The 25,121-nt window shown below is 67.8% G+C and carries 25 protein-coding genes; 13 read left to right on the top strand and 12 right to left on the bottom strand.

What is annotated here, in order from left to right; all coding sequences use genetic code 11:
- Positions 1-9 precede the first annotated feature (9 nt).
- A complete protein-coding gene (locus I004_RS0128685; RefSeq protein WP_028438290.1) occupies positions 10-1,251 on the top strand; it encodes a carboxylate--amine ligase in 1,242 nt (413 codons plus the stop codon).
- 40 nt (positions 1,252-1,291) lie between these two features.
- A complete protein-coding gene (locus I004_RS0128680; RefSeq protein ID WP_028438289.1) occupies positions 1,292-3,322 on the top strand; it encodes a hypothetical protein in 2,031 nt (676 codons plus the stop codon).
- Positions 3,323-4,270: 948 nt separating this feature from the next.
- Here the strand turns inward: I004_RS0128680 and I004_RS0128675 are convergent.
- Together I004_RS0128675 and I004_RS0128670 are read right to left on the bottom strand one after the other, a co-directional pair.
- On the bottom strand, positions 4,271-4,468 hold the full coding sequence (locus tag I004_RS0128675) for a hypothetical protein (RefSeq protein WP_158677140.1): 198 nt from the start codon (positions 4,466-4,468) through the stop codon (positions 4,271-4,273).
- A gap of 200 nt (positions 4,469-4,668) precedes the next feature.
- Positions 4,669-5,016 (bottom strand): MerR family transcriptional regulator, encoded by a 348-nt coding sequence (locus tag I004_RS0128670; RefSeq protein ID WP_028438287.1) that lies wholly within the window; start codon positions 5,014-5,016, stop codon positions 4,669-4,671.
- A gap of 1,082 nt (positions 5,017-6,098) precedes the next feature.
- On the opposite strand from I004_RS0128670, the gene I004_RS38685 reads away from it, so the two are divergent.
- On the top strand, positions 6,099-6,518 hold the full coding sequence (locus I004_RS38685) for an ATP-binding protein (protein ID WP_028438286.1): 420 nt from the start codon (positions 6,099-6,101) through the stop codon (positions 6,516-6,518).
- Positions 6,519-6,651: 133 nt separating this feature from the next.
- Here the strand turns inward: I004_RS38685 and I004_RS36785 are convergent, their stop codons facing one another.
- From I004_RS36785 to I004_RS36780, 7 genes are all read right to left on the bottom strand, one after another.
- Positions 6,652-7,290, bottom strand: a complete 639-nt coding sequence (locus I004_RS36785; RefSeq protein ID WP_051345557.1) for an acyl-CoA-like ligand-binding transcription factor — start codon at positions 7,288-7,290, stop codon at positions 6,652-6,654.
- Between the two features lie 47 nt (positions 7,291-7,337).
- Entirely contained in the window at positions 7,338-8,855 is a 1,518-nt protein-coding gene (locus I004_RS0128655) for an FAD-dependent monooxygenase (protein WP_486580556.1), read from the bottom strand.
- A gap of 123 nt (positions 8,856-8,978) precedes the next feature.
- Positions 8,979-9,488: a hypothetical protein gene (locus I004_RS0128650; protein ID WP_158677139.1), complete on the bottom strand. Its 510-nt coding sequence runs from the start codon at positions 9,486-9,488 to the stop codon at positions 8,979-8,981.
- Between the two features lie 279 nt (positions 9,489-9,767).
- Complete coding sequence (locus I004_RS40580) at positions 9,768-10,229, bottom strand: DUF3040 domain-containing protein (protein ID WP_078511895.1); 462 nt, start codon at positions 10,227-10,229, stop codon at positions 9,768-9,770.
- A 12-nt stretch (positions 10,230-10,241) separates the two neighbouring features.
- The gene (locus tag I004_RS0128645; RefSeq protein WP_028438283.1) at positions 10,242-11,546 is read right to left on the bottom strand and encodes an ArsB/NhaD family transporter; all 1,305 of its coding nucleotides are present in this window, start codon (positions 11,544-11,546) and stop codon (positions 10,242-10,244) included.
- The gene (locus I004_RS0128640; RefSeq protein ID WP_028438282.1) at positions 11,543-12,028 is read right to left on the bottom strand and encodes a CBS domain-containing protein; all 486 of its coding nucleotides are present in this window, start codon (positions 12,026-12,028) and stop codon (positions 11,543-11,545) included. The genes I004_RS0128645 and I004_RS0128640 overlap by 4 nt, the downstream gene beginning before the upstream one ends.
- Complete coding sequence (locus I004_RS36780) at positions 12,015-13,298, bottom strand: cation:proton antiporter domain-containing protein (protein WP_051345555.1); 1,284 nt, start codon at positions 13,296-13,298, stop codon at positions 12,015-12,017. The genes I004_RS0128640 and I004_RS36780 overlap by 14 nt, the downstream gene beginning before the upstream one ends.
- Positions 13,299-13,715: 417 nt before the next feature.
- On the opposite strand from I004_RS36780, the gene I004_RS36775 reads away from it, so the two are divergent.
- Positions 13,716-13,901: a hypothetical protein gene (locus tag I004_RS36775; RefSeq protein WP_028438281.1), complete on the top strand. Its 186-nt coding sequence runs from the start codon at positions 13,716-13,718 to the stop codon at positions 13,899-13,901.
- A gap of 30 nt (positions 13,902-13,931) precedes the next feature.
- On the opposite strand, the gene I004_RS0128625 is transcribed toward I004_RS36775, so the two are convergent.
- Positions 13,932-14,657 carry a spermidine synthase gene (locus tag I004_RS0128625; RefSeq protein ID WP_028438280.1) on the bottom strand — a complete coding sequence of 242 codons (726 nt, stop codon included), beginning with the start codon at positions 14,655-14,657 and terminating at the stop codon, positions 13,932-13,934.
- A 616-nt stretch (positions 14,658-15,273) separates the two neighbouring features.
- On the opposite strand from I004_RS0128625, the gene I004_RS37805 reads away from it, so the two are divergent.
- The 4 genes from I004_RS37805 (at position 15,274) to I004_RS0128605 (ending at position 17,872) form a co-directional block, all read left to right on the top strand.
- Entirely contained in the window at positions 15,274-15,840 is a 567-nt protein-coding gene (locus tag I004_RS37805) for an MTB12 C-terminal domain-containing protein (RefSeq protein ID WP_051345554.1), read from the top strand.
- A gap of 176 nt (positions 15,841-16,016) precedes the next feature.
- Positions 16,017-16,292, top strand: coding sequence for a hypothetical protein (locus I004_RS0128615; protein WP_051345553.1), 276 nt, complete (start codon positions 16,017-16,019; stop codon positions 16,290-16,292).
- A gap of 101 nt (positions 16,293-16,393) precedes the next feature.
- The gene (locus I004_RS36765) at positions 16,394-17,113 is read left to right on the top strand and encodes a hypothetical protein (protein ID WP_051345552.1); all 720 of its coding nucleotides are present in this window, start codon (positions 16,394-16,396) and stop codon (positions 17,111-17,113) included.
- Positions 17,114-17,167: 54 nt separating this feature from the next.
- The gene (locus I004_RS0128605) at positions 17,168-17,872 is read left to right on the top strand and encodes a DUF1775 domain-containing protein (RefSeq protein WP_028438278.1); all 705 of its coding nucleotides are present in this window, start codon (positions 17,168-17,170) and stop codon (positions 17,870-17,872) included.
- Between the two features lie 138 nt (positions 17,873-18,010).
- Here the strand turns inward: I004_RS0128605 and I004_RS0128600 are convergent, their stop codons facing one another.
- The gene (locus I004_RS0128600) at positions 18,011-18,664 is read right to left on the bottom strand and encodes a class I SAM-dependent methyltransferase (protein WP_028438277.1); all 654 of its coding nucleotides are present in this window, start codon (positions 18,662-18,664) and stop codon (positions 18,011-18,013) included.
- A gap of 306 nt (positions 18,665-18,970) precedes the next feature.
- Here I004_RS0128600 and I004_RS0128595 point away from each other — a divergent pair, with 306 nt between their 5' ends.
- The gene (locus I004_RS0128595; RefSeq protein WP_158677137.1) at positions 18,971-20,071 is read left to right on the top strand and encodes a hypothetical protein; all 1,101 of its coding nucleotides are present in this window, start codon (positions 18,971-18,973) and stop codon (positions 20,069-20,071) included.
- A gap of 107 nt (positions 20,072-20,178) precedes the next feature.
- Here the strand turns inward: I004_RS0128595 and I004_RS0128590 are convergent, their stop codons facing one another.
- Positions 20,179-21,099 carry a type II CAAX endopeptidase family protein gene (locus tag I004_RS0128590; RefSeq protein WP_078511894.1) on the bottom strand — a complete coding sequence of 307 codons (921 nt, stop codon included), beginning with the start codon at positions 21,097-21,099 and terminating at the stop codon, positions 20,179-20,181.
- Positions 21,100-21,699: 600 nt separating this feature from the next.
- Between I004_RS0128590 and I004_RS0128585 the strand changes: the two genes are divergently transcribed.
- From I004_RS0128585 to I004_RS0128570, 4 genes are all read left to right on the top strand, one after another.
- Positions 21,700-22,215: a toxin-antitoxin system HicB family antitoxin gene (locus tag I004_RS0128585; RefSeq protein WP_028438274.1), complete on the top strand. Its 516-nt coding sequence runs from the start codon at positions 21,700-21,702 to the stop codon at positions 22,213-22,215.
- A 98-nt stretch (positions 22,216-22,313) separates the two neighbouring features.
- A complete protein-coding gene (locus I004_RS0128580) occupies positions 22,314-23,159 on the top strand; it encodes a DUF4097 family beta strand repeat-containing protein (protein WP_028438273.1) in 846 nt (281 codons plus the stop codon).
- Positions 23,160-23,227: 68 nt separating this feature from the next.
- On the top strand, positions 23,228-24,244 hold the full coding sequence (locus tag I004_RS0128575) for an ATP-binding cassette domain-containing protein (RefSeq protein WP_028438272.1): 1,017 nt from the start codon (positions 23,228-23,230) through the stop codon (positions 24,242-24,244).
- A 49-nt stretch (positions 24,245-24,293) separates the two neighbouring features.
- Positions 24,294-25,109 (top strand): ABC transporter permease, encoded by an 816-nt coding sequence (locus I004_RS0128570; RefSeq protein WP_028438271.1) that lies wholly within the window; start codon positions 24,294-24,296, stop codon positions 25,107-25,109.
- Positions 25,110-25,121 lie beyond the last annotated feature (12 nt).

Here is a 25,121-nt window from a genome sequence, read left to right as displayed (position 1 = left end):
AACTGTCAAATGCCACAGGGCGAACCGGCCACCAGGAACCCGGACAAAGGCTATGTAGCGCTTCTTGGCTGGAGTCTCAATGCGGTCGAAGCCCTCGACCGGTTCGACCGGCGATACGTCGTCGTGGCGCCGGAGTGGGCCGAGGAGTACTGCGTCGACCACGACATCCCCTACGTGCCGTGGAATTTCGAACGGCTCAACGACCGCTCCATGGAGATCGCCGAGACTCTTAAGAATGAGGGTGTCGACGTCGCGATCCCGCTGTTCGAGGAAACGGTTGAATGGGCAGGGGCGATCAACTCCGTTCTGCTGGACAACCCGCGCTTGTACGGTCAGGCCCTGCTGCTGCGGGACAAGGCGCTGATGAAGCGCCGCGCGCAACTCGGCGGCATCCGGGTCGGAATTTTCGAGGAGGCCCACGACCGGGACGACGTGATCCGCTTCCTCAAGCGCGTCAATCAGACCCTGCTCAAGCTGGACGGCGACCCGAACGACCCGATCCATCTCAAGGCGTTCGACAAGGCAGGATGCCTCGGGCACCGCGTCATCCGTACCCCGGACGAGGTGGACACGATTCCGGAAGAGGAGTTCCCGGTTCTCATGGAATCCCACCTCGATGGCTGGGAGTTCGCGGTCGAGGCGTGGGTGCACAACGGGAAGATCAAGTTCCTCAACATCTCCGAATACGTCACGCTGGGATACTCGGTGTTCGTGCCGGCAACCCCGGAACTGGAGCAGTACCGCCCGCAGATCACGGCGCAGATCGAGAAGCTCATCAAGACGTTCGACATCGAGTTCGGCTTCGTGCACCCGGAGTATTTCGTCACCAGTGACGGCGAGATGTACTTCGGCGAGGTCGCCTACCGGCCGCCGGGCTTCAAGGTGTTCGAACTGCTGGAGCGGGCATACGGGTTCAACGCCTACCATGGGCTCGTGCTGGCCTTCGACCCGAAGACCACCGAGGAAGAGATCGAAGCCTTCTTCCCGCGCGAGGTCGTCGACGCGTCAGGGGTCGCCGGCTGCTTCGGCGTCTACCCGCGCCGCCGCGTCGTCAGCGACCTGGAGATCCCGGAGGAGACCGAGGACGACGACTACTACGAGTCGCACGACCTCTCGAGGCCGCTGGAGGAGACTGTCACCAAGAGGACCGCGTTCGGCACCCACTGGGGCCTGCTGTACTTCTTCGGTGAAGACCCGTACCGGATGCGCGACCTGTTGAAGAAGCAGGAAGAGCTCGACTTCTACGTCTGACGGCCCCGTGGACGCAGGAGACCAACCCGAGGGAAACCCTTTGAAACCGACCGTCGACGTCAGCGGTGAGGCCTCGACGCTGGACAAGCGCGTGACCTCACTCGACGACGCCATCCAGGCCATGGCCGAAACCCGCGACTTCGGCAAGCACACGAAGCTGCGGCGGGTCCTGGAAGCCTTGCGGCGGGTGCTCATGCAGCCAGGCGGCGCCGCGGCCGTCCAGGCCAGGGCACAGGCCCTTGAGGAAGCCGGGCTTTTCCAGGAGACGGACTGGGCGTCACCGGAGATCCTCATCCCGTCGCTGGTCAGCCCGGGACTGCACAGCGGAGACGCGGACACCGTCGTCATGGAGGCGACCAGCGAGCTGCGGATTCTCGCCGTCGCCCGCGGCGACTTCGCGCACCCGACGTTGCCCGCCGAGGACGCCCGCCAGTTCCTGTCCCAGGTACTGGCAATGAACCTGGAGCTGCTCTTCACCCCGCCCAGCGAGGCGGAGCGAACCCAGCAGGGCCGGACCGCACAGCTTATCCGGGACCTGTTCCACCACCTCGCCGACGAGATCGGTTACGACAGCGTCCTGGACAACCTGGTCGACGAGATCTGGCGGATCCTGCGCCAGCGTCCGATCCAGGTCGAGGCGGTGCAGTCCCTGATCACCCGGATCGCGACCTACCGCAACGACCCGGACGTCGCTCTTGGCGATTCGTCAGGGCATGGCATCGACCGGCTCATCACGAGCCTGTTCGGGACCACCGAGGCGTGCCGGGAGGACCCGGGCATCGACGTCTTCCGCTCCCGGCTCGAGGCGATGGACGCCGGCGGCCTGCAGTACGAGGCGACGGGGTTCGCGCGGGCGATGCACGACACCGGCCTGGTGTCGCCGTACCACGCGGAGCTGCTCCGGTTCCTTCTGCGCGAGAGCGACTACCTCATCGGTGAGGCGCTCGGGCTGTCCGACACCGGCCGGAACTGCCTGCTGCGCTACAGCCAACTGGTGCACCGGCTGATCGAGGTGGCCGTGCACCCGCAGACTGCGCAAAGCATCTACGGGCTGGCGCTGCTGCTCGATCGCGGCATCCTCTACGAGCCGCCCGTGGTGCCCGCGCTGTGGCGCCAGCTGTCGCTTGAGCTCTCCCCGGTCGCGCGGGAGCGGTTGACGACGGTTTTCGGCGAGGTGCCAGGGCCGCAGGCGCGGCTGGTCGCGGGGGTGCTCTCCATGCTGGGCCAGCCGCTCGGCGTCGGTCAGGGCGACAACCCCACCTGCCAGTCCGCCCGCGCGCTGTCGATGTGGTCCTCCAACGACCCGGACTACCTGCTGCAAATGGTGGTCTGGGCGGCCCGCGACGACGAGATCCTCATGCACTTCGAGGGTCAGCCGATCTCGTCGAAGGACAGCGCGACCGGAGTCGCGAGCACGCTGCCGATGGACCTGGACCCCGTGTCGCTGCTCGTGGTGCCCCACTTGGACCGGATCTACGCCGAGATGGGGCGTCGCTGCGCCGCGCGGCCAGGGGACCCGCACCGGTGGGTCAACCCCGAGTTTCACGGCTGGTGGGCGGCCCGTGGGTTCCACATCAACGTCGACGTCGCGACCGGGAACCTGGTCGACCTCGACGAGTTCCTGCGGCAGTTCCACGCCAGCTACCACCCGTCCTACAACGGCGAGCAGCCGCTGATCCACCCGCAGCCGGCCGGCGTGGCCGTCACCGACAGCGCGGCCCGCTACGTCGGCTGGCACGCGATCACGATCCTGCGGGTCGCGCCGGATCCACAGGACGTCATGCGGGTGTATTTCTTCAACCCGAACAACGACAGCGGCCAGGATTGGGGCGACGGTGTCGTCGTCTCCACCGCGGGCAACGGCGAGCGGTTCGGCGAGGCCTCACTGCCGTTCGACCAGTTCGCCTCGCGGCTCTACATCTTCCACGCCGACCCGCTCGAGCGCGGCGAACCGGAGCGGGTGCCCGCGGAAGACGTCGCGCGGATCATCGGCTACATCGAGCGCAGTTGGGGCAACGACCGGCTACCCGCGGGGACGCTGCAAGCTCTCGAAAGGCCCACGAGCCTGTGAGGCCACTGCGTAGCCATGGGTCGTGGCGGTTGCACGAGGGGAGCTTCGAGGGCACGCCGTCCACACCGACGCCGGAGTCGTACCACGTGACGCCGCGCGCGTGTTACGGCGGCCGTTGACCTTCCTGTACGCCGAGGTTCCTCATGGCTGGGGCACAAGGCGACCGGACGCGGTGCATGCCGTAACCAGTGTTGCCGCGCAGTCGTTGAACACCCACCGCGGGGGGATAGGAGGTGTTCGCTCATGAGTCACGGCTCCACTCCGGTCCGTTGTCCCGCATGCCTCGGCAGCGGCGACGGCCAGACCGTCATGACCGGCAGGGGCACCTACGTTGAAACGTGCTGCTCGTGCGAGGGGACCGGACGACTGATCATCGTTTTGCGCTTCGGTTGCCTCGCCCTGCCGCTTTCATCGCCTCTGCGGCTGCACGTGCCATTGCAGTGCCGGGACGCCTCATGAAGACGTGACAGCCACCCCGGCACATGCTCCGGACCGGGGTGGCCGTATGACCGCCGAGTCTGCCGGCCGCTCCGCCTCTGTCCCACGACGAGACACGGCGTTCTTCTGCCGCTCTTCCGAGTACTCATTCGTCTCATCCCGGCCGCGTGCCAAGCCAGTTGGTGCAGGCGCTACCCCTCCAGTGAGAGGGGCTCCGGCCAGGGAGATCTCATGTGAGGTCGTGTCCGCGTCTCCGCATACGCCACCGGATCGTGGCAAGAAACCCTTGCACGTTGTCTGCACGCCCGGGCTTGCAGATAGGCGAGGCCATCCCAGTTCGATGAGCAGCTGGGGTGGCCGCTCACCCCGAACGATCCGGTTTTCCCGCAGGAGCTGCACGCCGGCAGTGAGGCTCATGATGGATGCGGACGCGGAAGTGGGGCGTCAGGAGAGCCTCTCGTGGATCTCGGATGCCCGCTCCTCATCCAGATGTGCAGCAGACCGACTTTTTCAGGGATGGCCGTTGTCCCCTCCGGCTTGCTCAGGGTCGAGAGAATCGTCGGCGGACTTGTCGCGTCTGGTCATTCGTCCCGACCCCTCGCACAGGCGGCACGCCTCGACGTAGCTGCCGTGGCCGTTCATGACGGTCTGGCCGTCACCGGAACCGTTGCAGGTCGTGCACCGGAGGGGCATTGAGTCTGCCGTCATGCGGAAGCACCTCCAAGTGCTTCCGCTTTCCCGCGGCATGGCCGAACACGCACAGGCCGGCGCTGGTTGTGCGCCGCCGAAGTCGTCGTGACCTGTGGCAATTCAGCCGGTCGTGCTGACGGTGTGACGCCCCGTCCTCTGGTTTCCGGGACGGGCGACCCCCTGATGACCCGCTAGGCAGCCGGATCGGTCTGCCTGTCTCAGGCGTCGGCTTTCGATTCCGGGGAGGCCTCCGGGGTGCGCAGCTGTTCGTTGATGCGCTTGGCTTCCTCGAGCTGGTCTTCAAGGATGATGATGCGGCAGGCAGCCTCAACGGAGGTTCCCTGGTCGACCAGTTCGCGGGCGCGTGCGGCGAGCCTCAGTTGGTAGCGGGAGTAGCGGCGGTGCCCACCGTCCGAACGGAGCGGCACGATCAAGTGTGCCTCGCCGATGGCTCGCAGGAAGGCGGGCGTGGTGCCGAGCATTTCGGCGGCCCGCCCCATGGTGTAGGCGGGGTAATCGTCGTCGTCGAGGTTGCTCGACGGGGTGGAGGGATTGTCTGCGGCCACTGGCACCTCTCGGGAGACGCGTCGAGGGGCCCTGGCACCGTGCGGCACCAGGGCCCCGAGGGGATCAACACCATCTACCGGCTATGTGCACCGGATTCCGTTTTCCGCACCACCGTCCGGAGGGACGGGTGCGGGGATCGCAGCTGCGTGACCGGGGACCACCTTCCAATCCGGGGCCTGCGGTACCCGGGCGGACTTCCTGCCCGGGCGATCCTGATGGCGCGTTTCTCCTCCTTCTCTACTGATCTGTCGTGCATTGCTCGATCTTGCAGAACTGCGTGCGACCCCTGGAGTCGCTTGGCCCGGCAGCCAGTGGTGGAGCCTTCACCATGCAGCCTCACCACTCGACCGCCGGTCCACTACTTGCTTGACCTGCATACGAGGCAGTTCGTCACCTGCCCCGCCCTTCTGATCTCTGCGAGTACGAGAAGCAATCTACCCCCATCACCTCTCCATGTCTACATCCGCCACTACAGATTTTCTCCAGCCCGGGCACCCTTGATTCTCGTGTCTGCGCATGGCGGAAGTCTGCACCGGTCGCTGCCGTCACCGGTCCGGGGCGGTCCAGGTAAGGGAGCCCGCGACCCTCCGCGGCTCGGGGAACCTCATGGAGCCGTGGCCTGCTCAGAACACCCGGGTGCACGAGGAGCTCGCCAGCCTTTGCCGCAGCCCGGCGGTTCTGCACCGTCGACCTGCAACCGTCGCCCAGCGTTGCCCGCCGACACCCGCGATGTGCGCGGCATCGCCCTCACGCAGCAGCCGGGCATCGGGTTGCGTGAACGGCCACTCTTCGCGAACGGCGCCGCCACCACGGTCGTGTGTGTCACCTGGAGGCCGCACGATCAAGCCGAGTTGCCATTGGCTCGCTGAGCTCCCTGCGGTCTGCGGAGACGCACCCCCTGGCCTGCACCAGTCCAGCCGGACACGAACTCGTCTCTTCGCAGGCGCAGTCAAAGCGGATGGCCTCGGCAGCCGTTTCGCGTGCATCCGGGTGCCGTATCGAGAGATGCAGAAGCCCCGCGTTATTCCGCTCGCGGCGAGGGCAAGAGCATCCGCACGAACAGTCCACCAACCAGCCTGGGATGAGCGTGATGATTGATCAGCTCAGCGCGGAAACTCACCGGCGTCCCGTTTCCAGCATGCATCCCCAAAGCAGTCGTCAGGCGCGCAGCATCGTCCGCGGTTACCTTTCCGGTCTGCGCCCACCAGTCACTCCAGAAACCGTCGACAACGTGCTCCTCGTGGTTTCCGAGTTGGTGACCAACGCGTACCGGCACGCGGGCGGACTCAGCGGCTTCCGCGTGAGCGGGGCAGCGGGAAACCTGCACGTTCGAGTGACCGACCCCAGTCCTGTGCTTCCTCACTCACGGTCCACCGGTACGGACAAGGACCTTGAGCGGGCCGGCGGTTTCGGCTGGCCTTTGGTGCACCACCTCGCTCGTGAGGTCACGGTGCGCCGTGAGCCGCAAGGCGGAAAGACCATCGAGGTCGTCATCAGGTGAAGAACGAAGCAGGCTGACCGCACCACGGCAGAGGGCCAACACAATCGTCCTTGACCACATCACCGTCCTGGAGGACACGGGGCTTGTGAGGTTCGGGGAGCTGAACGACGTGCAGTGATCGGCACCGGTCGTCTCAGCGTTCCCTTTCACGCTGTTGCCGGGGTCGGGTATCGGTTGCCTGCAGGGCGTCGAAGGCCTCGTCGACGAGTGTCGGCAGGTGCCGGCTGCCTTCGCCGTCCACCCATACGGTGAGCGCGGTGGTCAGCGCGGCCAATGAGGCTGCGGCCAGGACGCGGGTCCGCAAGGGGTCTGCGGTCGGCTGTCGTGCCGTCAGGGCGTCGGTGAAGAGCTGTTCGGTGGCGTGCTGGTTCTGCCATTGGCGGGCACGGAGTGCCGGCGTGGTCAGCACGAGCCGTGTGCGGACGAGGAGTGCTTCTTTGTCTGCCTCGTAGATCCTCGCCAGGCCCAGGCTCAGGGCGTGGTGGAGAGCGGTGAGGGTGTCTTCCTCCGGCGGCCGGTCTTCGATGAGCTGCGCGATCAGGGGGTCGTAGTCGTCTGATTCGACGACGGATTCCTTGGTGGGGAAGTAGCGGAAGAAGGTCATGTGGGAGACGCCTGCGGCCGTGGCGATCTCTTCGACCGTGGTGTTGTCGTAGCCCTGGTCGAGGATGAGCCGGAGTGCGTGTTCCTGGATGTTCCGGCGGGTCTGCGCCTTCTTGCGTTCACGCAGACCCCGAGATGCCGGCGGCGTGCCCTCGGCAGGCGAAGTCATGGCTCTTCTCCCTCAGTTCGGGACAACATCGCAGTCGGCTGTCGGAGTCACAAGGCATGGTCGCCGCCCAGGGCTTTTGTGAGCCACTTGTTCAGTGCGGTCACGGAGGTGCCGCGCCAGGCGAGATGGGCATCGGGCCGGACGAGCATCACGTGCGGTCCGAGGGGCTTGGAGGGCGTGAGAGCGGCGATCTTGTCGGTGCCTCCGAGTCGCCGGTGGGTGAGCGCGAGAGAGTCTGCTGCTCCCGTAGGGGGCATCAACAGTGCCCAGTGGGCGCCGAGTTCGGCGTGCAGCCTGGTCTTGCTCCCGTCGTCCTTCGAGCAGTCCAGGTCGGGGACCCGGTCGCCGGGCTGTGGGCCGCGGACCGTCCAAGGGTGCTGGGAGCGGGGCGCGAGGGGGCCGCCGCGGTAGCTGATCTTCAGCTGCGAGGCCTGCTCCCAGATCAGTCGCTGCACTGTGGGCCGGTTCATGAGAGGTACGAGGAGGTGATCGCGCAAGGCCCGGGCCGGCGCACTCTGGCCGGTCACCACGCGGGTCATGGCGCTCGTGGACTCCAGCACCTCCCGTGCGACGGGACGGCGTTCGGCCTGGTAGGTCTCCAGCAGACTCTCCTCGGCCTGCCCCCAGGCCACCAGGGCGAGTTTCCACGCCAGATTCTCCGCATCGCCCAGACCCGTGTTCAGGCCCTGACCTCCCAGAGGGCTGTGAATGTGGGCAGCGTCGCCGGCCAGGAGGATGCGCCCCTGACGGTAGGTGGACGCCAGCCGGCGGTGAATACGGAAAGTGGAGGTCCACAGGGCTTCCTGGACCGGCACCGATTCGAGCCTTGCCTCCGCTCGCAGTACCCCGGTGAGTACCTTCAGCAGCTCCTCGGGGTCGAGCTCGGGGCTGGTGCCGGCGGGGGCCGGGGCCATCACCCGCCAGGTGTTCCCGGGCAGGGGGAAGACCCCGCACATCTGCTCGCCGCGCAGCCACACCGACGCGGCGTCCCGGGGAAGTGGAAGGTCTGCTCGTATGTCCGCCAGGAGGAAGCGTTCGATGACGGCGACGCCGGGGAAGTCGATCCCGGCTACCCGTCGTACGCGGCTGTGCGCGCCGTCGCACCCCACGAGCCACTGCGCACGAACCGGGCCACCGGCGACCTCGGCGGTGACGCCGTCGGCGTCCTGCTCGGCGGTGGTCAGCTCCTGCCCCCATTCCACCTCCACGCCCAGTGCGTGCAGATGTCGCCTGAGTCGGGCCTCCACTTCGCTCTGGGAGATGAGCAGGCCCGGGCGGGTCACCAGCTTTGTGGGGTTCCCGACTTTCAGCCGGGCGACGGGACGGCCGTAGACATGAGTGATCACCTGCCTGATGTGGATCGAACTCTCCGGCAGGTCTTCCAACGCGCCCAGGCGGTCGAGGACTTCAGTGCCTCTTGGCTGCAGTCCCAGCGCCCGGGATGTCCTCGCCGGTGCCTCGGCTCTGTCGATCACCCGGACCGACACTCCTGCTGCGGCAAGGCCGCACGCCAGCGCGAGTCCCGTCGGACCCGCCCCCGCCACGATCACGGTCGGAGCATTCACGTCGACTCCTGTGTTAGGGACTAACATCTGTTAGTCCCTAACTCTAACCGCGGCGACAGGGGATGCCAAACGATCGGCCGTAGAGCGCCCGCTCGGCCGGCGGCGGTGCGCAGCCCCAGGCACTCAGGAACGCCACAATGTCCGAGACGGCTGGAGGACTTGGACGTCGTGGAGGGGTTCGCATAGTGCGCGGTGCGGGGCCTGCCAAAAGGTCTGCAGGGCTTTTACGGCCAGCAGCCGGGACTCGATATCCACTTGGCCGGCTGCAGTGGTGGCAGCGCGCAGGCCGCTTGCCCGGAGGACTTCGATCAGGTGGTGGAGCACGCCTCCGCAGACGTCTGTCACGGCCGGTGTATCGGTGACACGCGAGAGCGTGCCGCCCGTCGCCCGGGCACTGGCTTCCATCGCGGCGACCAGGCGCACGAGGTGGACGGGCCCGTCGTTGGCGTCCTGGACCATCTCCCGCGCGATGACTTCGAGCGGCTCGCCATCGGATCGCGACCAGGCTTCGATGAGGCGGGCCAGTGGCGCTGGGTCGATCAGCCGGTCCTCGCTATGGCCGTGGTCCGTTGCCTGCGCCCAGAGCATCGACGGGCCGACGCCGGGTCGCTCGTGAGAACGGGAACCGGACATGTCACCCCTGTTTCGCTGCCACGGGCCGCTTCACCCGACGTCACAGCGGGTTGTCCCTGATGCAGTCTCGGCTTCGGGGCGGCGCCTCGCATTGCCGTCTCCCGGCAGTCTTCGGCCGCCGTAGGCTTCCGCATCGTGGCGCGTGCACGCGCGGCGTGAGGTAGGGGAAACCGCTTGTGACCTTGAGGTTCCGTCAAGGTCGTGTGGGTGAGGCAGCACTCACGCGCGTCCGCAGAGCCCGCCCAGGATCGTGGTCGTGCCGTCCCGCGCCTGTGTGCGTCAAGGCGCCGGGGATGGGGGCTTTGCGTCTCGTCGGGCCACAACGAGCAGCGCTGCTGCTGGAATCGTGATCAAGGCGATGATGACGATGGTGTCCACTACCGGGCTGGCGCTCACGATCCCGACGGACACGAGGCCCAGCAAGAGCAGCATCGTCGGCCGTGCCGGCACGCTGCTCCAAGTCCGGGGGCCTGGCGGAGTGTCGGTGAACTGCTTGGTCCATCGCGGATCACGGGCCGTGAGGGCAGCATCCATCGCCGCAAGCTGTTCTCTCTCGCGCTTCGACAGCACAGCCACTCCGCTTGGACGCGTCGACGGCCCGCTCTGCGTCGCACTGCCACTCCACGGCCACCTGGGTAGGGACCGGGAGAGTGCGACTGGGCGGTGCCATGGTGCTCCCGTCGAGAGATGGAGGCAAGGACCGTCACGCGGTAGCGGTTCCGGACAAGACCGTGAGGGCATCGCTTCGTGTCGTCAGGCCAGGGCGAAGTAGCGCAGCCAGACGTAGCCGGCTGCCAGGGTGACGGTCACGGCGGTGACGACCAGGCCGTACTTGGTGAACTGCCAGAAGGAGATGGGCTGCCGGTTGGACTCGGCGATCCCGAGGACGACGACGTTGGCGGATGCGCCGATCGCGGTGGCGTTGCCGCCCAGGTCGGCACCCAGAGCCAGGGCCCACCACAGGACGTGCTTCCCGTCGCCGCTCCCGCCCATGTCGTGGACGAGGTCGGCGGTGATCGGCGCCATCGTCGCCACGTACGGAATGTTGTCGACGATGCCCGACAAGGCGGCCGAACCGAACAGCAGGAGCATCGAGGCCAGCAGCGGCTCTCCTCCGGTGGCCGTCGCCAGGGACTTGGACAGTTCGCCGATCACACCGGTCTCGATCAGCGCGCCGACCATGACGAACAGGCCGGCGAAGAAGGCCAGCGTGGGCCACTCCACTTCCTTCAGCACCGTGCCGGTCTCGGCTGTGGAAATGGCGATCAGCAGCCCTGCACCGAGCAGAGCGACAACGCTCGGCTCGAAATGCAGCACCGGATGCAGCACGAACCCGGCAACGACCAGCACGAGGACGATGAGCGACTGGACCAGGAGCCGAGGGTCATGGATGGCCTCGCGCTCCTCGAGGGCCATGACCTCCTTGGTGCGTTCCTCGTCGTACACGAAGACCCGGCGGAACATGATCCGGCACATCAGGACCAGGACAGCCGTGAGTACCACGGCGATGGGCAGCATGTGCACGAGGAAGTCGTTGAAGGTGAGCCCCCCGCGGCTGGCGATGATGATGTTCGGGGGGTCACCGACGAGCGTGCCTGCGCCGCCGATGTTGGAGGCGAGGACCTCGGCGATCAGAAACGGGGCGGACCGCAGCCCGAGCCGCTCACACACCAGCAGCGTGACGGGGGCGATCAGAAGCACCGTGGTGACGTTGTCCAGCAAGGCCGAGGCGGCAGCGGTGATCACGACCAGCATCGCCATCACCCGGAAGGGCCGGCCGTGGGCCCGCTTGACCGACCAGATCGCCAGGTATTCGAAGACGCCGGTCTGCCGGAGTACGCCGACGATGGCCATCATGCCCAGCAGCAGGAAGATGACGTTCCAGTCGATGCCGGAGCGTTCGCTGTAGAAGGCGGCCTTGTCGTCGGTGGCGCCGATCGCGAGCATGACCGCTGCCCCGCCCAGGGCTGCGGCCGTGCGGTGGATCCGCTCGGTGACGATGAGGACGTACGCGCCCACGAAGGCCGCGATCGCTGCCCAGCTGTGCCAGTCGTTCACGTCTCTCCCAGCAGTCGGTCGAGCAGGTGGGGTGCTGTGATCACGCCGAGCATCCGGGGCGGCGCACCCCGGGCATGGGATCCGTCGGGGGGCCTTTCCATGACTGCGACCAAGGGGCTGCGCTCGTGCGCCATGAGGGCGGCTACTTCGAGCGCGGTGTCCTCCGCGTCCGCCGTCGGCGGCTTGTGCCGTTCACGCTCCGGGGGAAGTGCGTCGGAGACGGGCCTGCCGGCCAGGGCCTGGCACAGCCGGTCGGCATGCTCCTCATCAACGACCCTGGCCAAGGCCGGGTCCTCGATCACATAGCCGGGTACGAGCAGCTTCACCAACTGCGAGGCGGGCAGCACCGCCTGCGGTTGATCCTGGTCATCGACCACCAGGAGCCCCGGTAGCCGACGTCCCGCAAGCAGCCGCGCTGCCTCCAGGATGTCGCTGCCGAGGGTCACGGAGGGGTATTCCTCGGCCAGTTCACGTGCGCGCATTGTCGCTCCCCTTCACCATTCCGCCGTGCTCCGCGGCATTCCGACCGGACGCGGAGGTTTGCTGATGCCTTCCCGTATCCCCCTCGTCCGGGATGCCGACCAGTTCCTCGACGCGGAAGAGGCGGGCGATCGGAACGTCGGTGCTGCTGTGGGCAATGATCGAGAAGGCGATGCACACCGCCACCAGCGTGAAGACGTCCTGGCCGTGCGGGACGCCGGACTGCAGCACCAGCAGCCCGTAGACGACCGAGGCGAAGCCCTTGGGCCCGAACCAGGCGGCGGTCAGCCTCTCCCGTCTGTCGAAGTGCGTGCCGATCAGCGACAGCAACAACGATGCGGGTCGGACGAGCAGGATCGTCAGCACGACGGCCGCGTAACCGCCCCAGGAGAGTCCGTCGAAGAGCTGGGGGGTGAGCAGGGCGCCGAAGACGAGCAGGGCGCCGAACTTGGCCAATTCCGCGAACGCTTCGCCCAGCGGTTCGAAGGCCTGCTTGCCCTCCGGGGAGACCGACGCCAGCACGGCACCCGCGCAGAACGCCGCCAGGTAGGGGTTCGCGTGCGTCAGGTGGCAGGCCGCGTAAAGGATCACGCCCACCGACAGCGGCAGCAGTGGCTGCAGCTTGGGCTCGGCTCCGAGGAGGGGAACACGGGTGATCCAGTGGACCGCCAGCGGGAGCAGGGCGCCCAGTGCCAGGCCGGCCACCAACTCCAGGACAACCGCGTCCAGTGAAGCCGTAGCGGTGTGCGACGACGGACCCGCTGCGGCGATGAGTACCAGGACGACGGGCAGCGCCAGGCCGTCGTTGGTGCCGCTTTCCACGTTCAGCAACTGCCGCAGACGAGCCGGGACTTCCTTGCGGCCTACGATCGCGGAGGCGAAGACAGGGTCGGTGGGCGACAGCACCGCCCCCACCAGGAACGATGTCGTCCAGTCCAGACCGGCCAGGAAGTGCGCCACCAACGCCACGCCGACGAAGGCCAACGGCATGCCCAGCACCAGAGCCCTGGCCGGCGAACGCCATGCGCCACGGAGACTCGGGAACGAGACGTGCATGCCGTCGGTGAACAGCACCGCGAACAGGGCCAGATCCGCGGTCACCGCGACGACATCGCTGTCCGGCGTGATGTGGATCCACCCGAGAAAGCCGTCGCCGACCAGGGCTCCGCCGACGAGGAACAACAAAGAGGTGGAGAGAATCGATCGGGCTGCCAGGCCTGAGAACAGCACCGCGACAAGAAGCGCCGCGCCGAAGACCACTACGAGCACCACGGGAAGCCACCGATCGGAAGAGAGAGCTGTCTCTTGATCGCCGACCAGGCTTCCCGGCACTCCAGGTCAGAACCTTACACGGCATCCAGCGACCCGCGACAGGCCACGGAGGCCACGGTGACCCCCAAGGACCGCGGCAGATCTTGGGATGCGCCGGCCTTGTTGAATCACGACTCGGCAGCACACCACGAGTGCGAGTGACGGGCGCGGCTCGCTGTCGATGAGCACCTTGCTCCACCGGGAGTCACCCATGGCCTCTCTGGGCGTGCTATTCGAACAGCACGCCCAGAGAGGATTGCTCCGTGACTGCTACTTCAAAGTGCGCATCTCGGAAGTACGCGTACGCGGGCATGCTGGACTGGTGGAGGAGCCGATCGCGGCACGGATGCGGGAGGCATACGCCCGTTTCACGAGTAGATGGCCTCGCTCCTGCGCCGTGATCAGGAGGCCGGGCGCATCCCTGCGGACCAGGAGCCCGACCAGGCCGCTGCGGCGCTCGTCGCCCTGGCCGAAGGACTCGCGTACTACGTGCTCATCGGCGCGACTGCCGCCGATGCCGTAAGGGAACGCGTACCCGCGGCCATCGACGATGTCTACGCGTGAGGAATCGCCCTGCGTGGGCTCATCGGTTGCTCATCCAGTGGGCTGTGTGCGTGCCACGTAGACGGTGTTGGTGGAGGAGCCGCCGCGCAGGGGGTTGTCAAAGGTGACGACGTGCGCGGTGGACTCGGCGAAGACCTCTGCCAGTGCCGAGGTGAAACTCTCCTCCGGTGGGTCATTCGACCAGAGCGCGAACACGCCGCCGGCATGGAGTCGCTCTGCCAGAGCGCGCAAGCCCGCCGGCTGGTAGAAGCTTGCGTGACGGGGGTGCAGGACGTGTCCGGGTGAGTGGTCGATGTCCACCAAAACGGCATGGAAGCGGCGTCCCGGCATGTCGGGATCGAGACCGCCCAGGCTCTGCGACATGGAGAAGAAGTCTCCGGCGACCAGACGGCAGCGTGCATCGGAGGTCAGCCGGGCCCCCAGCGGCACCAGGTGCCGCTCATGCCACTCGATCACCTCTCCGAGGGCCTCGAGAACGGTCAGCGACCGAACGCGCCCGTCCCTCAAGACGGCCTCAGCGGTGTACCCGAGCCCGAGTCCGCCAACGAGGACATCGAGACCTTCCTGGGCCACCCATGCCAGCCCGAGTTCGGCGAGTGCGATCTCCCCGGCGGTGAACAGGCTCGACATGAGGAAGTCGTCGCCGAGTTTGACCTCGTAGAGGTCGGTGCCCGAGGCGGGATCCCTACGGCGCCGCAGAGTGATTTCGCCCATGGGCGTCGGGCGCCAGTCGAGCTCTTCGAAACGCGCGCTCATGGAATCCCTTAACTGTTGTCGTGGTGTTGTTCGGTGCGTCCGGCAACCTCTGCCTCCCGGGCGAAGGGAGAGCGCCTGCCGCCGCCACGTATGACGGCGAAGTGGAGCATCGCTGGGGCCGTAGCTCCACGATGCCAGCAGCCCGTGGATGAACCGTCGGCAGACGGCTGGTACATGGCAGGCATCTGCTTGGTGCGCTTCAGGTGCGGTGACCGGAGTTGATCACACGGGAGCCGGTGGTGGGTGTTACGGGAGCGCCTGTCGGTGAGCGCAGAGTGCCGACCCTGTTGCGGGTCCTTTCTGCGGTCGGCGGGGGCGAGCCGACGATCCGGAGGACGGTCCGGGCAGTGGGGCACTGGCTCTTGCGGGAGTCGGCGACGGCCGCGTCAACTGAGCTTGATGCGTTGCGGAGTTCGGACAGCAGGTCCTACAACGGCCGTACGGCTGCGTCAAGTACGAACTCCGTGAACGGTGCCGGCCGGTGCCCGCGCGCGGCGAGAGCCTCTGAGCCGGCGGCGACTCGCAAGCGGGCGCCGCTTCCTCTTGTGTCACGCGTTTGTTCGTCGGCGGAGGCAACGGGTACGTCTCTCCCCAGATGATCCTGCGAGGGAGTGCCATGACCCACTCGATCCCGCGCAGCGCGGGCGCTGTGGCCCTCGCCGTGGCGCTTGCCCTCGGCGCGGGCTGCTCCGGCGAGGAGAAGCCCGCGAAGAAGCCGACCTCATCGCCCTCATCCCGCACGTCGGCGCCGTCTGCTTCCACGAAGGGCGCCACCAGAAGCTCTTCACCGTCGGCGTCGTCAGCGAGGGCCACCGCCCCCGAGGACACGGCACGCGCCACCGCGCAGATCACCAAGAACTGGGAGTCGCTCTTCTCCCCGGAACGGACCGTGGAGGAGAAGATTGCCGTGGTCGAGGACGGGGAGACGCAGGCGCTCATGATCGAGGCGTTCGCTCACGATGAGGGCGCCGAGCAGCTCCGCTCACGCATCGAAGAGGCGAGCTATGACTCGGCCACGGAAGCACACGTCACCTACGCCCTGATCAGGGACGGCGAAGAGGTGAGGTCGGCCGAGAAGGGAACGGCGGTCCGGCAGGACGGCACCTGGAAGGTCTCGCTGCAGACCATGTGCACGCTCGCCGACTTCGGCAAGGACGTGCCCCGCTCGGGGTCGTGTGAGTGAACGACCGTCCCACGGTCGTGACGGGTCGGGCCGCTGAGCGAAGAGACCGAGGGGCCCGGCATCGTGCAGCCCCGCTCCCATCACATGATCATGAGCGGTGACCTACACTCGGGCTCCCTTGGCTTCGACTTCCCCGCACTTTCGGCGATGCCGGAGAGTGCAGGTCAGAGGACCGCATGGCGCCCGACGGAATGCCTGAGACCTCGCGTCCGAACCGCCCCGGGGACATCTCCCTTTCCTTGGGCGTGGTCGCTTTGCTCTTCTCCTTCGTCCCGGTCATCGGCGATCTGGTCGCCGCGGTCACCGGTCCGCTGGCCCTCGTCCTCGGCGCGATAGGTGTAAGGCGCAGTGAACAAGGAGTGGCAACGAACTTCGGCCCCTCCCTCATCGGCGCCACTCTCGGAGCCCTGGCGATCCTTGTCGTCGCGTTGATGTTCGCGGTGACTCGCTGACTCCGGAGCCGCTGATCGGGCAGCTGCTGCCCGACGACCTGATTGACGGGCCCTTCAGTTCACCTTCCTGTACCAGGGGTCATGGCCGATGATGAGCGACCATGCCACGCACGCGCCGGGGGAATGCCGGTCAGCAGGCCCTTGACCTGCTGACCGGCGCTCCGCTGGCCGCTGTACGTGCGGGCCTGTTCGCACTGATCAGTTTGGCCCTCGGCGTGGGGGCCCACCATCTGCTCACCGGGCAGTCGGTGTCCTCGGCGAGGGTCGGGGCGGCAGCCGGACTGCTGTTCGTCGCGGGGCTGTTCGGAGTGAGGCGCCGGCGTTCCCTGGGGGCAATCACCGTCGGGTGCCTGGCTGCGCAGGCCGGACTGCACGAAGTGCTGGGCGGGTTCCATGTCACACACTCCGCCGTGGCGATGTCCGGCCACGGCCACAGTCACGACTTTGGCGGCCACGGTGCGGCGTCCACGCCCGTCGCCGACGGTGGGCTGCTCGGGGCGCACGGCGTGTGGCACTTCCGGCTTCAGCACTCGCTGACGATGACGGTGGCGCACGTACTGATCGCGCTGGTCATCGCCGTCGTGATGCACCGCGCCGACGCGGCGTGCTGGTCCTTGACGACGAGCGGGGCGAGCGCGGTGGCGCTGCTCGTGGCCCCCATCGGGAGGGTGTTCTCGGCGTGGGGCTGGTCTCCGGCCCGGTGGGGCCCGAAGTCGGTCCCCCGGCCGAGCATGTGCGGGGAACGCTCGCCGCCGACGACCTCGGTGCTCGCGGATGTGGTGGTACGCCGCGGTCCTCCGCCGGGGTTCGGGATCGCCTGAACCCGCGGGGCGGCCGACGCCGCCCCCTTCCACCACATGCTGGGAGCATCACTCATGTCCCGAACAGCTCTACGTACCCGCGCCAGCCGCGTGGGCATCGTCGCGGCGGCCACCGTGGCGCTCGTGACAGTCACCGCAGGGCCGGCTGCCGCGCATGTCGAAGTCGAGTCCGAAGGCGCCCGGGCGCTCGCGAAGGACGTCACCGTCACCTTCGAAGCCGAATCGGAGTCCGACAGCGCGGGCATCACCAAGCTCGACGTGACACTGCCCGAAGGCATCGACGCGGAGGACGTCACCTACAAGGACGGCCCCGACGGCTGGAAGTTCAAGACCTCCGGCGACGGATACACCGTCGAAGGCCCCCAGGTCGAAGTAGGGGAGAACGCGAACCACTCGATCTCGATAGCTCAGTTGCCGGATGCCGAGGAACTGGCGTTCAAGACACTGCAGAGCTATGGCGACGGGCGCACCGACCGGTGGATCGAGGTGCCGCAGGAAGGCAAGGCCGAACCGGAGACGCCCGCGCCTGTGCTAAAGCTGGAACCGGCCGAAGCCGGCGCCTCACCGGCGGCCCCGGAGTCCTCCGGTGACGACGGTGCTGAGCCGTCTCCCGGCGAGCAGGCCAACGATGCGGCGGCCCCGAAGGAAGACGACGGACTCCCCATGGCGGTCTGGTTCATCATCGTGGCGGGCGTCCTCGCCGCCCTCAGCGCAGCAGGGGTGCTGCTGATGCGCCGCGGTGCCAACTCCGGCAAGTAGCAGCAATCCGCGTGGGGTTCGGGATCGGGACCGAGTTCGTTCCGTACCCCACGCGGGGCCCGTCCGCCGCGCGTTCACGGTCGAAGACGGGACAACCCTGAGCTGGTGTTCCCGGCGGTCGGAACCGTGCCGGCGCGATCACACGTCGGCCACCAAGGCATACCGTTCATCGGTCACCGACCTGCCCCACAGATCGGCGTCGTCGCTGAGCGACTCGACCCGCAGACTGCGAACGAGCGGACGCACCACGGCAGTGAGATCGTCCGCGCTGACACCGCCGTTCCAAGGCAGCGACTCCGCACCATCCACATACGTCATGGGGCTGCCGGCCTCACGCCACCGCCCCTCCACCAACAACAGCCGTCCGCCACGGCGCACGCGAGCGATCCAGTCGCGCAATGCTGCCTCCGGATCCGGCACGGTCCAGATCAGATGCCGTGACAGCACCACATCGAACTGCTGATCCCCGGTCGGCAGCGCCATGGCATCCCCGACCAGGAATCGCCCCGGGAGCCCGGCGGCCGCCACCTTCGTCCGAGCCTGCTCGATCATGCGCGGAGCAAGGTCCACCCCGGTCACCCGATGTCCTGCCTGGGCCAGCAGCAATGACAGCGACCCTGTCCCGCAGCCGATGTCGACAACATCCCGCGGAGCGGACGGCATCCAGGAGCTCAGCGACCGTTCCCACGCTGTGCGTGTGCGGTCGGCACGTAACCCGTGGTCCGGCTCCTCGTCGAACGACGATGCAGCGGCCTCCCAGTAGGCGATGATCGAAGCAGCTCGTTCAGTCATGAGCCCGACCCTGCCAGCAGCCACTGACACCCCGGCGCCGGGCAGCAGCCTGCTTCGCCGCCTGTTCCCGGCGACGGCACGGGACTCGTCACCGCTCCCACGGCAGGCAACGAGCACCGAGTATGGCGCCGTCCTCTGGCGCCGACTCGACGGGCCGCGGCTTCTCGTCCCGGGTGTCGGCTCGGGTGTGCGTGCCCGGTCCGGCGGGGACTGGGCGGCGGGTGATCCTCCGACGGCGTGTACGCCCGCGTCTTGAGTAGAGATTACTCATCCGTGCTTTCACGGGACTCGTGCTTAATGGCCCGCATGAATATGCACGGGGGCTCGGTGTGGATCGAGCGACTTCTGATACGCAACGGGCTTCCGCAATTGGTGCCCGGCTGGACCGCACGAACTCACGTGGTTCCCCGGATGCTGCCCTCACTTGCCTTCTTCGCTGCGTTCGCGACGGTCGTCATCACCAGGGACGGGCGCTACTTGGGGGTGTTGTCCTGTGCCGCCGGTCTGACGGCAGGCATCACCGTCTGGGTGTTGTGCGGGAAGCTCCGCAAACACATGTGGGAACTCCCCCGAGGCGTGGTTCCCGGGATCACGATGCTTTTCCTCGCTCTGCCCGGAGCGGTCGTTCTGCTGCATTATGCGGCCGACCGGGAGGTGTGGGTCGACACGAGCAACGAGGTCGGCGGCATCTCCCCGGGGATTGCCGCATTCCTGGTCGGCGTCCTCTCCACAGCTGCCGCAATCATCTGGCTGGCAGTCAGTTATGCCGGAGTGCAGTTCGGTGTCGTCGCCCTCATCCGGATCGCCTTCATGCAGTCCTTGCGCGATCTCAGGAACTCAGGGCGGCTTCATGGCCGGGCTCTCCCCGCCATGCTCTTCGTCACCTTCCTCGGCTTCTTCGCAGGAGAGATGTGGCAGCTCGGCGCCCATCTCACCTGGCTGCGCACCGTGCTGGTCCTGTGCCTGTTCGCCCTGGTCGCCACGGCGGCCGGCGCGAGCCACCTGCGGGACGAACTCGACGCCTTGGAAGACGTGAATCTCAGCAGGCGGCAGGTGCGCAACGTGCTGACTGTCCTGGCGACCCGTCAGCTCGTCCAGGCCACAGTCGTCGGTGTTGTCATCTTCGCCTTCTTCACCGTCCTGGGTGTCGTCGCCGTCGATCCGCAGACCGCGGAGACGTGGGTGGGGGCCGAGCCCAGCGCCTCGGTCATCCCCGGTGTCCCGCAGGCTCTGCTGCGGTGTGCCGCACTTCTCGCCGGCTTCGGGGCGACGAACTTCGTGGTGAGCACGATGACTGATCGCGATGCGCGCAGCGAGTTCTTCCGCCCGATCGTCAGCGACTTGGAAGAGAGCCTGAGGCGGTGGGCCGAAGCGACGCGGCGGGCACCCGAACCCGTCGCGGCGTAGAAGGACTGACGGTGCTTCTGCGCCGGGTCGGACCCCCGATCCGGTGAGCCCGCCACCCTCGGCTCAGGTGGGGCCGAGGGTGGCGGTGTCGAAGCCCGGAGCGGATCTCAAGGACGCCGGCGCCAGGCGCGACAGGCGAAGATGATTCCGATGGACAGCACCAGAGTGACGAGGACCGAGCCCTCGACTCCGGAACCGCCACCGGTGAGCAACGCGCTCGCGTCCGACGATTCCTTGACGGTCAGCAGCGAGTTCTGCAGCTCGTTCCCCGACACGCGAATGCCGAACACATTGCCCTGTGTCCAGTTCCACACCGCATGCCAGGCGCACACGGCCACGAGGCCGCCTTCCCTGACGGCCCAGAAGCCCAGGAACACAGCGACCAGTGCCAGATTGACGAGGGGAAGCGGGCGCAGCGCTGCAGGATTGGCGAGGTGCATGGCGCTGAAGAAGACGGTCTGCGTCACCATCGCCGATCCCAGCCCCCATTTCCGGTTCACCGCCTGCAACAGGTAGCCCCGGGTGAATATCTCCTCCGTGCTGCCCTGGACGGTGAACGCGAGCAGGAGAACCAGGACCGCGCCCAGTTGGGGCCATCGAACCCACGCGCCGTCGTGCATCGCGAAGTGCATGTGACCCGAGACCACATTCAGGAACACCGGCAGCGAGAACATCACCAGTGCGAGTCCGGCACCGAAGCCGATCGACCTGCCGGCACGAGATGTCTGGAAGCCCAGTGTGGCCGGACTGCGCCCTTCCTTCCACCGCACCCAGACAAGGAGGAGCAGCAGGGGCGGAAGAAAGCCGCCGAGGAGCGCGAGCAACGTCTCCCGGAAGCCCCCCTGTTGGGTGGTGCCCTCCAGCGCCACGATCACGGACGCCAGGAGCACTGATCCCACGCCGAAGATGACAAGGCCCATGACGATGGAGAGGGCCGGACCAGTGGGCCGGGCAGCCGTCTGCATGCCGTCCAGCAGCGGGTTCGGGCGGGTGAATCCGGCCCCCACCGATCGAGTTGCGCTGTTCATGTCTTCCTTTCCGAGTTCCGGGACAGGTGGTCGTCGATTGCGACTCGGCAATCTCCTCGACCGGCCATCGACGCGACAGCTTGGATTGGGGCTTCAGCACATCTGCGCAGAGGGCAGGGGCCCGCCCCGCGCCGTGTGCAGAGGGGGAGCCTCGGGCAACGCCTCGCCGGTCGGCGCGAGGCCTGTGCGCACGGGTGTCCGTGCGACTCGGAGGATTCTTGTGGCGGCACCGGTTGTCACGCCTGAGTAATTGCTACTCCACTGCTGCTCGCGGACCGGGGACCGCCGGTCTTGAGTACGGGCTCCGCGGGCCTCTGGCGGAGTGCGAGGCGGGTCAGGCCACCTCTGATGGCGCCCGCATGGCATCAATTGGTGCCAGGTGATGCCGAGGTGGCGCCGCGCGACGCCAAGTGGCACCACAACGGTGCCGCCGGGGTGCAATCCGTCTCCCGGAGAGGCGCATGAACGCCCATGGCGCCACTGTGGTGCGACTCGATCTCGCCGCATTTTCCCAGTTCAGGCCAGCTCCCTTCGAGCTCGCTCCGCATCGGGTGCCGTCCGCGCTTGCACATGGCGCCATAATGGTGCCATTATGACGTCATGGATCTCACCCCGTATGTCGACACCCTCCGCCGTGAACTCGCGGTGGCCGCCGAAGCCGGCGGTGACGAGGCCCGCGAGCTGGCCGATCGGCTCACCGCTCCCCTGGAGTCGGCGACTCGTCTGACCATGCTCAATGTGCTCTCCGCCGCGATGGGCGAGATCACCCGCGAGCTCGCGCCCGGATCGGTCGACGTACGGCTGCGCGGCCTGGACCCCGACTTCGTGGTGACGCCACCGCCCGCCGACAGTGGCCCGGCGGAGCCGGCCGGGCCCGTCGAACCGCACAAGACCTCGGGACCCGCCGACAGCGACGAGGGCGGCACCGCCCGCGTCAACCTCCGTCTCCCCGCCCAGCTCAAGGCCCGAGCCGAGGAGGCCGCCACACGCGAGGGCCTGTCGGTCAACGCGTGGCTGGTGCGGGCCGTGTCGGCCGCGGTCGACGGCGGCACGCGGCCCCGTGCGACGGAGAAGACCCAGAGCATCGGACAGAGCTTCACGGGTTGGGTGCGCTGACTGCGCGCCCGCCCGCACCGCAGCACCTGAACAACGCAGCACCCACACCACGTCCCACCAGCGGGGACGTCATGGAGACCCAAGAGGACGGGACAGCTATGCCTACTTTCGACACTCCCGAACCGATCTCGGCCACGGCGCACGTGGAGGCCGGTTCCCTCCAGTTCAGCGCGGGCGACCGCATCGACACCGTCGTGGAGGTGCGGCCCCGCGACCCCGCCAAGGACCAGGACGTGCGCACGGCCGAACAGACCGAGGTCACCTGCGCGAGCGGCGTACTGACCGTCAGAACGCCCAGGCAGCGCTATCTGTTCGGCCGCACCGGCACCGTCGACGTGACCGTCGAACTGCCCACGGGTTCACGCGTCGACATGACCGGCGCCTGGGTCCAGGTGCTCGGCGAGGGCCGGCTCGGAGCGGTCCGCGTGAAGACCTCGTCCGGCGACGTACGCCTCGACACGACCGGTCCGCTGCAACTGACCGCGTCGCACGGCTCCATCACCGTGGAACGGGTCGAGGGCCTGGCCGAGATCACCACCAGTTCCGGCAGCATGCGCGTCGGCCTCGTCGACGGCCCGGCCGTACTGAAGAACTCGCACGGCACCACGACCGTGGGCGCAGCGACCGGAGAGCTTCGCGTGAGCGGCGCCAACGGCGACATCCAGATCCGCCGGGCCGAGGACTCCGTCGCCGCCACCACCGCACACGGCACCCTGCGGGTGGACGAAGTGGCCCGCGGCACAGTCCATTTGGAGACCGCCTACGGAGCCATCGACATCGGCGTCCGCGAGGGCACCGCCGCCTGGCTCGACGTCAGCTCGGGCTCCGGGCAGGTGCGCAACACGCTCACGGCGTCCGAGACCCCGGAGAAGACCGACGACACCGTCGAGGTCCGCGCCCGCACCCGGCACGGCAACATCGACATCCGCCGCGCGAGGGCCTGACGCCGGAAGACGGCCTCAACTCGTCTACTCCGCCAACCACTTCAGCTGCCTTCTCACGGGAGGATTCCATGGCTTCATCTGTCATGCCCACGTATAAGAGCAAGGGCCGTCACCCGACGCCGGCCGCCGTCTCCGCCATCGGTCTGCGCAAGTCGTACGGCGACGAGACCGTCCTCGACGGCATCGATCTGCGTATCCCTGCCGGGTCCGTGTTCGCGCTGCTCGGGCCCAACGGCGCCGGCAAGACCACCGCCGTGAAGATCCTTTCCACGCTCATCACCGCCGACGGCGGGCAGGCCCAGGTCGCGGGCCACGACGTCGCCACGTCACCGGGCGGGGTGCGCGCCGCGATCGGTGTCACCGGGCAGTTCTCCGCCGTTGACGGGCTGATCACCGGCGAGGAGAACATGCTCCTCATGGCGGACCTGCACCACCTGTCCAAGCGCGAGGGGCGGCGGGTCACCGCCGAGCTGCTCGAGCGGTTCGACCTCGTCGACGCCGCCAAGAAGCCCGCCCAGAGCTACTCCGGTGGCATGAAGCGGCGCCTGGACATCGCCATGACCTTGGTCGGCGAGCCGCAGATCATCTTCCTCGACGAGCCGACCACCGGCCTCGACCCGCGAAGCCGTCACACCATGTGGCAGATCATCCGCGAGCTCGTCTCCGACGGCGTCACCGTCTTCCTCACCACGCAGTACCTGGACGAGGCCGACGAACTCGCCGACCGGATCGCGGTGCTGAACGACGGCAGGATCGTGGCCGAGGGGAGCGCCGACGAGCTGAAGCGGCTGATCCCCGGCGGGCACGTCCGGCTCCGGTTCTCCGATCCGGCGGCGTACCGGTCGGCCGCTTCCGCCCTGGACCAGGCCGGCCGGGACGACGAGGCGCTGTCGCTGCAGATCCTCAGCGACGGCAGCCAGCGCGAGCTGCGCTCCGTCCTCGACCGGCTCGACTCCGCCGGCATCGACGCGGACGAGCTGACCGTGCACACGCCCGACCTCGACGACGTGTTCTTCGCCCTCACCGGTGCCGGAGAGCCCAGCCGAACCGACCGGACCGACCAGCCGAAGGAGGCTGTCCGATGAGCTCCCAGCCGTCGCCCCCCGCCACCCTTCCAAGGAATGGACTGCGCCCATGAGTACTTCTCTGGCTCCCGCCCGCCCGAGCCGGATCTCCCTCGCCGTGCGCGACTCGTCCACGATGCTGCGCCGCAAACTGCTGCACGTGCGCCGCTATCCGTCCCTGACGCTCAACCTGCTGCTCACGCCGGTGATGCTGCTGCTCTTCGTCTACATCTTCGGAGACACCATGAGCGCGGGGATCGGCGGCGGCGGGGCGGACCGGTCCGAGTACATCGCCTACCTCGTCCCGGGCCTGCTGCTGATGACAATCGGCAGCACCACGATCGGCAGCGCGGTGTCCGTCGCGATGGACATGAACGAGGGCATCATCGCCCGCTTCCGCACGATGGCGGTCCACCGCGGGTCGGTGCTCATCGGGCACGTCGTCGGCAGTGTGCTGCAGTGCGTGATGAGCGTGGTCCTCGTCGGGGCCGTCGCGGCGGCCATCGGCTTCCGGTCCACGGACGCCACGGTCCTGGAGTGGATCGCGGCGCTCGGGCTGCTTGTGCTGTTCTCCCTGGCGCTCACCTGGATCGCGGTCGGGATGGGCCTGTCCAGTCCGAGCGCCGAGGCGGCCAGCAACAACGCGATGCCGCTGATCTTCCTGCCGCTCATCTCCAGCACGTTCGTCCCGGTCGACGCGATGCCGGGCTGGTTCCAGCCGGTCGCCGAGTACCAGCCCTTCACCCCGGCCATCGAGACCCTGCGCGGCCTGCTGCTCGGCAGCGAGATCGGCCACAACGGGTGGCTGGCCGTGGCCTGGTGCGTGGGGCTGGCCGTCCTCGGCCACGTCTGGTCCCAGTCGCTGTTCAACCGCGACCCGAAGTAGGGGACTCGGGCC

This window comes from Streptomyces sp. TAA486, assembly GCF_000426165.1.
This window is presented reverse-complemented; position numbering and strand designations above follow the sequence as displayed.

What these genes read in the sequence shown, in the direction of transcription:
- I004_RS36775 (WP_028438281.1), top strand. Translation starts at nt 13,716, where the DNA reads ATGGCCTCGCTCCTGCGCCGTGATCAGGAGGCCGGGCGCATCCCTGCG.
- I004_RS0128615 (WP_051345553.1), top strand. Translation starts at nt 16,017, where the DNA reads ATGGCGCCCGACGGAATGCCTGAGACCTCGCGTCCGAACCGCCCCGGG.
- I004_RS38685 (WP_028438286.1), top strand. Translation starts at nt 6,099, where the DNA reads ATGAGCGTGATGATTGATCAGCTCAGCGCGGAAACTCACCGGCGTCCC.
- I004_RS0128575 (WP_028438272.1), top strand. Translation starts at nt 23,228, where the DNA reads ATGGCTTCATCTGTCATGCCCACGTATAAGAGCAAGGGCCGTCACCCG.
- I004_RS0128605 (WP_028438278.1), top strand. Translation starts at nt 17,168, where the DNA reads ATGTCCCGAACAGCTCTACGTACCCGCGCCAGCCGCGTGGGCATCGTC.
- I004_RS0128675 (WP_158677140.1), bottom strand. Translation starts at nt 4,468, where the DNA reads ATGACGGCAGACTCAATGCCCCTCCGGTGCACGACCTGCAACGGTTCC.
- I004_RS0128640 (WP_028438282.1), bottom strand. Translation starts at nt 12,028, where the DNA reads ATGCGCGCACGTGAACTGGCCGAGGAATACCCCTCCGTGACCCTCGGC.
- I004_RS0128685 (WP_028438290.1), top strand. Translation starts at nt 10, where the DNA reads ATGCCACAGGGCGAACCGGCCACCAGGAACCCGGACAAAGGCTATGTA.
- I004_RS0128595 (WP_158677137.1), top strand. Translation starts at nt 18,971, where the DNA reads ATGAATATGCACGGGGGCTCGGTGTGGATCGAGCGACTTCTGATACGC.
- I004_RS36785 (WP_051345557.1), bottom strand. Translation starts at nt 7,290, where the DNA reads ATGACTTCGCCTGCCGAGGGCACGCCGCCGGCATCTCGGGGTCTGCGT.
- I004_RS37805 (WP_051345554.1), top strand. Translation starts at nt 15,274, where the DNA reads ATGACCCACTCGATCCCGCGCAGCGCGGGCGCTGTGGCCCTCGCCGTG.
- I004_RS0128585 (WP_028438274.1), top strand. Translation starts at nt 21,700, where the DNA reads ATGGATCTCACCCCGTATGTCGACACCCTCCGCCGTGAACTCGCGGTG.
- I004_RS0128600 (WP_028438277.1), bottom strand. Translation starts at nt 18,664, where the DNA reads ATGACTGAACGAGCTGCTTCGATCATCGCCTACTGGGAGGCCGCTGCA.
- I004_RS0128650 (WP_158677139.1), bottom strand. Translation starts at nt 9,488, where the DNA reads ATGTCCGGTTCCCGTTCTCACGAGCGACCCGGCGTCGGCCCGTCGATG.
- I004_RS40580 (WP_078511895.1), bottom strand. Translation starts at nt 10,229, where the DNA reads ATGCCCTCACGGTCTTGTCCGGAACCGCTACCGCGTGACGGTCCTTGC.
- I004_RS0128580 (WP_028438273.1), top strand. Translation starts at nt 22,314, where the DNA reads ATGCCTACTTTCGACACTCCCGAACCGATCTCGGCCACGGCGCACGTG.
- I004_RS0128570 (WP_028438271.1), top strand. Translation starts at nt 24,294, where the DNA reads ATGAGTACTTCTCTGGCTCCCGCCCGCCCGAGCCGGATCTCCCTCGCC.
- I004_RS0128590 (WP_078511894.1), bottom strand. Translation starts at nt 21,099, where the DNA reads ATGAACAGCGCAACTCGATCGGTGGGGGCCGGATTCACCCGCCCGAAC.
- I004_RS36765 (WP_051345552.1), top strand. Translation starts at nt 16,394, where the DNA reads ATGCCACGCACGCGCCGGGGGAATGCCGGTCAGCAGGCCCTTGACCTG.
- I004_RS0128625 (WP_028438280.1), bottom strand. Translation starts at nt 14,657, where the DNA reads ATGAGCGCGCGTTTCGAAGAGCTCGACTGGCGCCCGACGCCCATGGGC.